This is a genomic window from Actinomadura harenae, assembly GCF_003696215.1.
Classification (GTDB): domain Bacteria; phylum Actinomycetota; class Actinomycetes; order Streptosporangiales; family Streptosporangiaceae; genus Spirillospora; species Spirillospora harenae.
Genome location: NZ_RFFG01000057.1, coordinates 40,577 through 50,533, shown reverse-complemented (window position 1 = coordinate 50,533; position 9,957 = coordinate 40,577). Strand labels below are relative to the sequence as shown.

General features: G+C 71.8%; 8 protein-coding genes. 5 read left to right on the top strand and 3 right to left on the bottom strand.

Features of this window, described 5'->3' with window-relative positions; all coding sequences use genetic code 11:
- A partial coding sequence (locus EBO15_RS27450; RefSeq protein WP_122197340.1) for an ATP-dependent DNA ligase occupies nucleotides 1-1,073 on the top strand: 1,073 nt, incomplete at its 5' end.
- On the opposite strand, the gene EBO15_RS27445 is transcribed toward EBO15_RS27450, so the two are convergent.
- Nucleotides 1,070-2,065 carry a collagen-like triple helix repeat-containing protein gene (locus tag EBO15_RS27445; RefSeq protein ID WP_199744844.1) on the bottom strand — a complete coding sequence of 332 codons (996 nt, stop codon included), beginning with the start codon at nucleotides 2,063-2,065 and terminating at the stop codon, nucleotides 1,070-1,072. The two genes, EBO15_RS27450 and EBO15_RS27445, sit on opposite strands and share 4 nt — an antisense overlap.
- Nucleotides 2,066-2,158: 93 nt before the next feature.
- On the opposite strand from EBO15_RS27445, the gene cds1 reads away from it, so the two are divergent.
- A complete protein-coding gene (gene cds1, locus EBO15_RS27440) occupies nucleotides 2,159-3,256 on the top strand; it encodes an L-cysteine desulfhydrase Cds1 (protein WP_122197347.1) in 1,098 nt (365 codons plus the stop codon).
- Nucleotides 3,257-3,320: 64 nt separating this feature from the next.
- Here the strand turns inward: cds1 and EBO15_RS27435 are convergent, their stop codons facing one another.
- Both EBO15_RS27435 and EBO15_RS27430 read right to left on the bottom strand, forming a co-directional pair.
- On the bottom strand, nucleotides 3,321-4,616 hold the full coding sequence (locus EBO15_RS27435; RefSeq protein WP_199744843.1) for a M50 family metallopeptidase: 1,296 nt from the start codon (nucleotides 4,614-4,616) through the stop codon (nucleotides 3,321-3,323).
- A gap of 177 nt (nucleotides 4,617-4,793) precedes the next feature.
- Nucleotides 4,794-5,540, bottom strand: coding sequence for a FadR/GntR family transcriptional regulator (locus tag EBO15_RS27430; RefSeq protein ID WP_122197339.1), 747 nt, complete (start codon nucleotides 5,538-5,540; stop codon nucleotides 4,794-4,796).
- A 122-nt stretch (nucleotides 5,541-5,662) separates the two neighbouring features.
- Here EBO15_RS27430 and EBO15_RS27425 point away from each other — a divergent pair, with 122 nt between their 5' ends.
- From EBO15_RS27425 to EBO15_RS27415, 3 genes are all read left to right on the top strand, one after another.
- A complete protein-coding gene (locus EBO15_RS27425; RefSeq protein ID WP_233616461.1) occupies nucleotides 5,663-7,189 on the top strand; it encodes an amino acid permease in 1,527 nt (508 codons plus the stop codon).
- A complete protein-coding gene (locus tag EBO15_RS27420; RefSeq protein WP_122197338.1) occupies nucleotides 7,186-8,532 on the top strand; it encodes a glutamine synthetase family protein in 1,347 nt (448 codons plus the stop codon). Before EBO15_RS27425 ends, EBO15_RS27420 begins: the two co-directional genes overlap by 4 nt.
- A 66-nt stretch (nucleotides 8,533-8,598) precedes the next feature.
- Nucleotides 8,599-9,957: an aldehyde dehydrogenase family protein gene (locus tag EBO15_RS27415; protein WP_122197337.1), complete on the top strand. Its 1,359-nt coding sequence runs from the start codon at nucleotides 8,599-8,601 to the stop codon at nucleotides 9,955-9,957.

Genomic DNA, 9,957 nt, shown 5'->3' with positions numbered 1-9,957 from the left:
TCGGCCCGGTCGCCACCGCCGCCCTCGCCGACGAGGCGGCCGGCGGCGGGGTCCCGGCGCTGCGGGCGTTCACGCTGGAGGTCGGGCGGCCGGTGCGGCCGATGCTCGCCGCGTCCGCGCCGACGGTCGCCGAGGCGCTCGCCAAGATCGACGGGCCCGCGGCGGTGGAGTGGAAGCTCGACGGCGTCCGCGCCCAGATCCACGTCCGGGAGGGCGAGGTCCGCGTCTTCACCCGCACCCTCGACGAGATCACCGGCCGGCTGCCGGAGATCACCGGGGCGCTGGCGGCGCTGCCCGTCCGCGACGCGGTGTTCGACGGCGAGCTGATCGCGCTCCGCGAGGACGGCCGTCCCCAGCCGTTCCAGATCACCGCCTCGCGCGCCGCCACCCGCACCCGCAAGGACGGCCCGCACGTCCCGCTGTCGCTGTTCCTGTTCGACGTCCTGCGGCTGGACGGCGCCGACCTCCTCGACCGGCCCGACGCCGAACGGCACGCGGCGCTCGCCGGGGCCGTCCCGGCCGGGCTGCTCATGCCGCGCACGGTCACCGCCGACCCGGCCGAGGCCGAGGCGGTCTTCGCGGACGCCGTCGCGCGCGGGCACGAGGGCGTCGTCGTGAAGTCCCCCGCCACGCCCTACGCCGCCGGACGGCGCGGCGCGGGCTGGATCAAGGTCAAACCCCGGCACACGCTCGACCTGGTCGTCCTGGCCGCCGAGTGGGGCCACGGCCGCCGCCGGGGCCTCCTGTCGAACCTGCACCTCGGCGCGCGGGACCCGGAGCGTCCCGGCGAGTTCGTGATGCTCGGCAAGACCTTCAAGGGCCTCACGGACGAGCTGCTCGCCTGGCAGACCGAACGCCTCCGCGAGCTCGCCGTCGACGAGGACGCCTACACCGTCCGCGTCCGGCCCGAGCTCGTCGTCGAGATCGCCTTCGACGGCCTCCAGACGAGCCCCCGCTACCCGGGCGGGCTGGCGCTGCGGTTCGCCCGCGTCCTGCGCTACCGGCCCGACAAGAAGGCCGAGGACGCCGACACCATCGACACCGTCCGGTCCCTGGCCCCGGAGACCCCCTAGTCGACGCGCGAGTGCCGTCCCCGCCGCCGCCCGGACGAGCCGGACTCCCCTGGGTCACCCGTCCGGCCCGGGTCCCCCGTGCGGCTCGGATCGCCCGTCCGGCTCGGATCGCCCGTCCGGCCCGGGTCGCCCGTGCGGCCGGGATCGCCCGTCCGGCCGGGGTCGTCGGTGCGGTTCGGGTCGCCGGGGCGGTGGGAGGAGGATCTGCGGCGCCGGGTCTCGGGCAAGATCAGGTCGTGGCGTCCGGCGATGAACTCCTGGATCCAGATCTTGGCGCGGATCACCGGCCGCCGGTACCGCTCCTCGCGCCGGACGGCCCGCCGGTACTTCCGCGAGCCCGGCGCGTACAGCCAGCGCGACCACGGCGACCCCGGGCGCGCCACCCGGACCGCCCCGAACACCAGCACGGCGGGCACGAACAGCCCGACCAGGCCCGTCCAGATCTTGCCCTTGAGCAGCGCGACCACCGCGAGCCCCAGGTTCGCCGTCACCGACGCCACGTACACCACCAGCAGGACGGGGCGGGTGACCTCCTCGCCCGGCTCGGGCTGCTGGATCCCGGTCAGGCCGAGCGGGTGGACGCCGAGCAGCAGCAGCCCGGTGACGGCGATCGCGACGAACACCGCGTCCACCGACGCGCGGCCCTTCTCCGTCCAGTAGACGTCCTGGAGGTGCAGGATCAGCGCGAACTCGTCCAGCACCAGGGCCGCGCCCATGCCGAACACGCCCGCCGCGAGGACGTTCGGCCAGGAATGCGCCTCCGGGATCGCGAACCCGGCGACGCCGCCCAGCAGCATCAGGACCACGCCGAACACGACGTGGTGGATGTGCAGGTCGCCCGCCTTGACGTTCTGGAACCACCAGCGCACGTTCGCGCGGATCAGCCGCACGTTCACCCGGGTGAACACGAACGTGACGATGAACGCCACGAAGAAGCAGAACAGCGGCAGCCGCCCGGTGTCGACGATCCGCCGTGCGAAGAACTCGGCCATGCACCCCCCGTATCCCCCATCATGCCCCGTGATCTGCGGCGATATCGTGAAGGGCCAGGATGATCAGTGAAGATCACACCCGAGGGAGCCATCGTGAGCCGCAACGTGGACCACGTCGACCCGGTCTGCCGGGCCTGGATCGCCGAGGCGATCCGGAAGGTCGAGGCCGACGCCAACCGCAGTGCGGACACGCACCTGCACGTGTTCCCGCTCCCGCCCGAGTGGGGCATCGACCTCTACCTGAAGGACGAGTCCGTCCACCCGACCGGGTCCCTGAAACACCGGCTCGCCCGGTCGTTGTTCCTGTACGGGCTGGCGAACGGCTGGATCCGGGAGGGAACGACGATCATCGAGGCGTCGTCCGGGTCCACGGCCGTGTCGGAGGCGTACTTCGCGCGGCTGCTCGGGCTGCCGTTCGTCGCGGTGATGCCCGCGTCGACCAGCCCGGAGAAGATCGAGCTGATCGAGTTCTACGGGGGCCGTCCCCACCTGGTGGACGACCCGACCACGATCTACGCCGAGTCGCGCCGGCTCGCGGCCGAGACCGGCGGCCACTTCATGGACCAGTTCACCTACGCCGAGCGGGCCACCGACTGGCGGGCGAACAACAACATCGCCGCGTCGATCTTCGAGCAGCTCGAGCTGGAGCGGTACCCCGAGCCGACGTGGATCGTCGTCGGCGCCGGGACGGGCGGGACGTCCGCGACGATCGGGCGGTACGTCCGGTACCGGCGGTTCCAGACGCGCGTCGCGGTCGTGGACCCCGAGGGCTCGGCGTTCTACGGCGCCTTCCAGGACGGCGACATGACCCGCACCGCGCCCGGCTCGAGGATCGAGGGCATCGGGCGTCCGCGCGTCGAGCCGTCGTTCCTGCCGACCGTGATCGACCGGATGCTCCAGGTCCCGGACGCGGCGTCGGTCGCGGCGATGCGCTGGACGAACGAGGTGACGGGCCGGTACACCGGCGGCTCGACCGGCACCAACATGTGGGGCGTGTGCGAACTGATCGCCGAGATGCTCCGCGCCGGGCAGCGCGGCAGCGTCGTCACGCTGATCTGCGACGGCGCCGAGCGCTACCAGCACACCTACTGCTCGGACGCGTGGCTGACCGAGCAGGGCCTGGACATCGAGCCGTACCTCGCGGCCCTGCGGACCTTCCCCAAGACCGGCGAGATGCCCATCGAGGTCTGACCCCAGAACGCGGACGGCCGCGCGCCCCCGCCAGGGGGACGCGCGGCCGTGGCCGTTCCCGGGGTCAGCCGTTGAGCTTGATCGGGTTGACCAGGTCGGCGTAGATCAGGAGTCCGCCCATCACGACGAGGACGGCGGCCATCACGTACGTGACGGGCAGCGCCTTCGCGACGTCCACGTAGCCGGGGTCGGGGCGGCGGGTGATCCGCGCGAAGCCCTTCTTCAGCGCCTCCAGCAGCGCGCCCGCCATGTGGCCGCCGTCGAGCGGCAGCAGCGGGATGAGGTTGAACAGGCCGACCGCGAGGTTCAGCGAGCCGAGGAGCCCGACGAACACGCTGACCTTCTGGATCGTCGACAGGTCCTTGGAGGCGGCGACCTCGCCGCCCATGCGGCTCACGCCGACGACGCCGACCGGGCCGTTCGGGTCGCGCTTCTCGTTGCCGAACGCGGCCTTCCAGATGCCGACCATCTTCTGCGGCATGTTCACCAGGGCCTCGACGGTGCGCCCGGTCATGTCGCCCATGGTGCTCGCGACCGCGCCCGGCCCCGTCCGGACGAACGGCTGGGTGGGCGTGATGCCGAGGAAGCCGACCTCGACGGTCTTGTCGATGTCCTTGAGGTCGACCATCTTGTTGCGGATGATCGGCGTGCTGGTCGTGATCGTCCGGCCGTCGCGCCGGATCTCCATCGCCACCGTCCGGCCCGCCGAGTCGCGGATCAGGCCCTGGAGCTGCGGATACGAGGTGATCTTGTGACCGTCGAAGCTCGTGATCCGGTCACCGGCCTTCAGCCCGGCCTGCGCGGCGGGGGTGAGCGGCGCGTTCGCCGGGCACTCGGAGACGGTCTGGCCGGCGCTCACCACGCACTTGGACACCGACTCGACGACCGGCTGCGAGGTCTGCCGTCCGATGCCCATCAGCAGGATGGAGAAGAACAGGACCGCCAGGACCAGGTTCATGGCCGGGCCGCCGAACATGATCAGCAGCTTCTGCCACCACTTCTTGGAGTAGAAGACCCGGTCCTCGTCGCCGGGCCGGACCTCCTCCAGCGCCGCGCCGCGGGCGTTCTCGATCAGCCCCTGCCACGGCCCGGTCGACACCTGCCGCACCTGGCCGGGCTCGTCGCCCTTGCGCGGCGGCAGCATCCCGATCATCCGGATGTAGCCGCCGAGCGGGATCCACTTGACGCCGTACTCGGTCTCGCCCCGCCGGAACGACCACATCGTCGGGCCGAACCCCACCATGAACTGCGGCACGCGCACGCCGAACAGCTTGGCGAAGCTCATGTGACCCAGCTCGTGCAAGGCGATCGACGCGAGCAGGCCGAAGAACAGGATGAGCACCCCCGCGAACCAGAACACGCTTCCCCGTCCTCCCGGTGATCTCCAGCAACCCACCCAGGGTACGTCAGATGACCGTGGCCGACCGCGTACAACGCCATACCCCGCCGGGTAGGGACATCCCCGGCCTGCGGCTCCGCGCCGGAGCCCATGGGGAGACCCGTGGCGAGGCCCGTGGCGAGGCCCTGGCGAGGGAGGTCAGGCGAGGAAGCCGCGGAGGAGCGCGGCGGTGCCGTCCAGGTGCTCGGTGACGGCCTGGCGCGCGGCGTCCGGGTCGCCGGACAGGACGGCCCCGGCGATCGCGTCGTGCTGGAACGCCGCGTGCTCGATGTTGGCGTCGAGGACGGGGATCGCGTTCAGCAGGTCGGTGATCCGCATCCGGGCGTCGGCGCAGGCGGCGACCAGTGTGGGCGACCCGGTCAGCTCGGCGACGGTCAGGTGGAACAGGGTGTCGAGGCGGCGGTAGTCGTCCGGCCCGGCGGCGTTGAGGTCGGCGAGCCGGAGCCGGAGCAGGTCGCGCTGCCCGCCGGTCAGGTCCGCGGACGCCGCCAGCTGCGCCGCGCCGGTCTCCACGGCCAGCCGGAAGGTCAGCGTGTCGTGCAGGTCGTCGCCCATCGCGATCAGCGCGCGGCGCAGGTCGGCGCTCCTCGGCCGGGGACGCCGGTAGGTGACGAACGTGCCGCCGGACCGTCCGCGCCGGGACTCGACGTACCCCTCCTGGGCGAGGACGCGGATCGCCTCGCGCAGCGTCACCCGGCTGACGCCGAGGAGCGGCGCCAGCTCGCGCTCGGGCGGCAGCCGGTCGCCCCGGTCGACCAGGCCCAGCTTGATCGCCTGGAGCAGGCGCTCGACGGTCTCCTCGAACGCGTTGCCCGCCCGGACCGGCCGGAACACCGCCTCGCTGAGCGGCGTGCGCTCGGCCACGATCTCCTCAGCCTCCTCCATGGGACGCAACGTTACCGGCGCGTCCCGCGTCCCCGAACCTCTTGACGGGACGCCCCTCAAAACACTTAATGGTCTGACGTTAGCCCGTTAAACGGGCGTCAACCCCCCTGCGAGGAGGCGCCGTGAGCCTCGACGAACACGCCCCCACCCCCGCCCTCTCCGACGACGAACGACGCCTGCACGAACTGGGCTACGCCCAGGAGCTGCGGCGGTCCATGTCCGGTTTCGCCAACTTCGCGGTCTCGTTCACGATCATCTCGGTGCTCACCGGCTGCCTCACCTCGTACACGATCGGCCTCAAGGGCGGCGGCCCGGCCGTCATCACCTGGGGCTGGCTCGGCGTCGGCGTGATGACCCTGCTGGTCGCCCTCGCCATGGCCGAGGTCTGCTCCAGCTACCCGACGGCGGGCGGCCTCTACTACTGGGCCGCCAAGCTCGCCCCGCGCAACGGCGCGGCCTGGTCCTGGTTCACCGGCTGGTTCAACTTCACCGGCCAGGTCGCGGTGACCGCCGGGATCGTCTACGGCTCGGCCGCCTTCCTCAACCCCCTGCTGGACGACCGGTTCGGCTACCACGTCTCCCCCGGCCACACCTTCCTGCTGTTCGCCGTCCTGCTGGTGATCCACGCCCTGCTCAACCAGTTCGGCGTCCGGCTGGTGGCGCTGCTGAACGCCGTCAGCGTGTGGTGGCACGTCGTCGGCGTCGCGGTCGTCATCGGGGTGCTTGCGTTCAAGCCGTCCCACCACCAGAGCGCCACGTTCGTGTTCACCTCGTTCGTGAACCAGACCGGCTGGCACTACGGCCTCTACGCGGCGCTCATCGGCCTGCTGCTGTCGCAGTACACGCTCACGGGGTACGACGCGTCCGCGCACATGACCGAGGAGACCCACGACGCGGCGCGGTCCGGTCCGCGCGGCATCGTGAACTCGGTGCTGATCTCGATCGTCGCGGGCTGGCTGCTGCTGCTCGGCATGACGTTCGCGATCGGCGACTACGACAAGGCCGCCGCCGACGGGCCCGCGCAGATCTTCACATCCGCGACCGGGCGGTCCGTCGGGGACGTCCTCATCCTCATCTCGTTCGGCGCGCAGTTCTTCTGCGGGATGGCCTCGGTCACCGCGAACTCCCGGATGATCTACGCGTTCTCCCGGGACGGCGCGCTGCCCTTCTCCGCCGCCTGGCACCGCATCAACGCGCGCACCCGCACCCCCACCAACGCGATCTGGCTCGCCGCGACCTGCGCGTTCGTCCTGGCGCTGCCCGCGCTGTGGAACATCACCGCCTACCTCGCCGTCACGTCCATCGCGGTGATCGGCCTGTACATCGCCTACGTCATCCCGACGTTCCTGCGGCTGCGGCAGGGCGACGCGTTCGAGCGCGGCCCCTGGCACCTCGGCCGCTGGAGCCGCCCGATCGGGACGCTCGCGGTGATCTGGGTGCTGGTCATCTCCGTCCTGTTCATGCTGCCGCCGTCCAACCCGATCACGACCGACAGCTTCAACTACGCGCCGATCGCGCTGGCCGCCGTCCTCGGGGGCGCCGCCCTCTGGTGGGTGCTGTCCGCCCGCCGCTGGTTCACGGGCCCGAAGGTCCAGGGCAGCGCCGAGGAGCTCGCCGCCATCGAGAACGAGCTCAAGGGGATCGGATGAACCTCGACGGGCTTCGGGACGAGGTCGCGGCCGGACGCGTCGACACCGTGATCATCGCGATCGCGGACATGCAGGGGCGGCTCCAGGGGAAGCGGCTGTCGGCGCGGTTCTTCCTGGACGAGGTCGCCGGGCACGGCTCGGAGGGCTGCAACTACCTGCTCGCCGTGGACGTCGACATGAACACCGTGGACGGCTATGCCATGTCGTCCTGGGAACGCGGGTACGGGGACTTCGTGATGCGGCCCGACCTCGCGACGCTGCGGCGGATCCCCTGGCAGGACGGCGCGGTGCTCGTCCACGCCGACCTCGGCTGGGAGGACGGCTCGGACGTCGCGGCGTCCCCCCGGCAGATCCTGCGCCGCCAGGCGGGCCGGCTCGCCGAGCGCGGCTGGACGGCGTTCGCGGGCACCGAGCTGGAGTTCATCGTCTACGCCGACACCTACGAGGACGCCTGGAACCGCGCCTACCGCGACCTCACCCCGGCGAACCAGTACAACGTGGACTACTCGCTGCTCGGCGGGGCCCGGGTCGAGCCGCTGCTGCGGCGGATCCGGCTCGGCATGGAGGGCGCGGGCATGTACGTCGAGTCCGCCAAGGGCGAGTGCAACCTCGGGCAGCATGAAATCGCGTTCCGCTACAGCGACGCCTTGTCAACGTGTGACAACCACTCGTTGTACAAGACGGGGGCAAAGGAGATAGCCGCGCAGGAGGGCATGGCCATCACGTTCATGGCCAAGCCCAACGAACGCGAAGGGAACTCCTGCCACATCCACCTTTCGCTACGGGACGCCGGCGGACGCCCCGTGCTCGCGTCCCCGGACGGCGAACACGGCCTGTCCGACATCGGGCGGGCGTTCATCGCCGGGCAGCAGGCCCTCATGCGCGACCTCACCCTGCTCTACGCGCCGACGATCAACTCCTACAAGCGGTACCAGCCCGGCTCGTTCGCGCCGACCGCGATCAAGTGGGGCCTGGACAACCGGACCTGCGCGCTGCGGCTCGTCGGGCACGGGCCGTCCCTGCGGATCGAGAACCGGACGCCCGGCGGCGACGTGAACCCCTACCTGGCCGTCGCCGGGATGATCGCGGCCGGGTTGTACGGCATCGACCACGACCTGCCGCTGGAGGAGCCGTACCGGGGCAACGCCTACACCTCCGGCGCGTCCACGGTCGCCCGGTCGCTGCGCGACGCCGCCGCCGACTGGACGGCGAGCGCCCTGGCCGCCGAGGCGTTCGGCAAGGAGGTCGTCGAGCACTACGCCAACAACGCCCGCGTGGAACTGGACGCCTACGACCGGGCCGTCACCGACTGGGAACTGTTCCGCGGCTTCGAGCGCCTGTGAGAGTCCGACTGTGAGAGTCCGACTGTGGGAGTCGACCGTGAGCGTCCGACTGTGAGAGGGAGCGCGTTGGATCTGATCAACCCCGCGACCGAGGAGGTCGTGGCGTCCGTGGCGATGGCCTCGGCCGCCGACACCGACGCGGCCGTCGAACGGGCCCGCCGCGCTTTCGCCCGCTGGCGGGAGGTGTCCCCCGGCGACCGCGCGCGGCTGCTGCGCCGCTTCGCCGAACTGGTCGACGAGCACGTCGAGGAGCTCGCCGACCTGGAGGTGGCCGAGGCCGGGCATCCGGTCACGCAGGCCCGCTGGGAGGCCGGAAACCTCCGTGACGTGCTGCTCTACTACTCGGCCGCGCCCGAACGGCTGACCGGGCACCAGATCCCCGTGCCGGGCGGGCTGGACGTCACCTTCCACGAGCCGCTGGGCGTCGTGGGGCTGATCGTCCCGTGGAACTTCCCGATGCCGATCCTCGGCTGGGGCCTCGCCCCGGCGCTCGCGGCCGGTAACACCGTGATCGTCAAGCCCGCCGAGACGACCCCGCTGACCGCGCTGCGCATCGGTGAGCTGGCCCTCGCGGCCGGGCTTCCGGAGGACGTCCTGACCGTCCTGCCGGGCGAGGGCCCGGTCGCCGGACGGCGGCTCGCCGACCACCCGGACGTCGCGAAGATCGCCTTCACCGGCTCGACCCGCGTCGGACGGGAGCTGATGGCCGCCTGCGCCGCGAACGTCAAGCGGCTCACCCTCGAACTCGGCGGCAAGAGCGCCAACATCGTCTTCGCCGACGCCGACCTGGAGCTCGCCGCCGCCACCGCCCCCGGCGCGGTCTTCGACAACGCCGGGCAGGACTGCTGCTCCCGCTCCCGTGTCCTCGTCCAGCGGACCGTCTACGACCGGTTCATGGAGCTGCTGGAACCGGCCGTCCAGGCCGTCGTGGTGGGCGACCCGCGGGACGAGAAGACGCAGGTCGGGCCACTGATCACCGGCGCGCACCGGGAGCGGGTCGCCTCCTACGTCCCGGACGGCGCCCCCGTTGCCGTCCGGGGCTCGGCCCCGTCCGGGAAGGGGTTCTGGTTCGCCCCGACCGTCCTCGCCGGGGACGGCGTCACCGACCTGCCCGCCTGGCGCGAGGAGGTCTTCGGGCCGGTCGCGGTCGTCGTCCCCTTCGAGGACGAGGCCGACGCCGTCCGCATCGCCAACGACACCCCGTACGGCCTGTCCGGCTCGATCTGGACGCGCGACGTCGGCCGCGCCTTCCGCATGTCGCGGGCGGTCGAGGCCGGGAACCTGTCGGTCAACTCCCACTCGTCCGTCCGCTACTGGACCCCGTTCGGCGGCTTCAAGCAGTCCGGCCTCGGCCGCGAACTCGGCCCGGACGCCCTCGCCGCCTTCACCGACACCAAGAACGTCTTCATCTCCACGGAGGGTTAA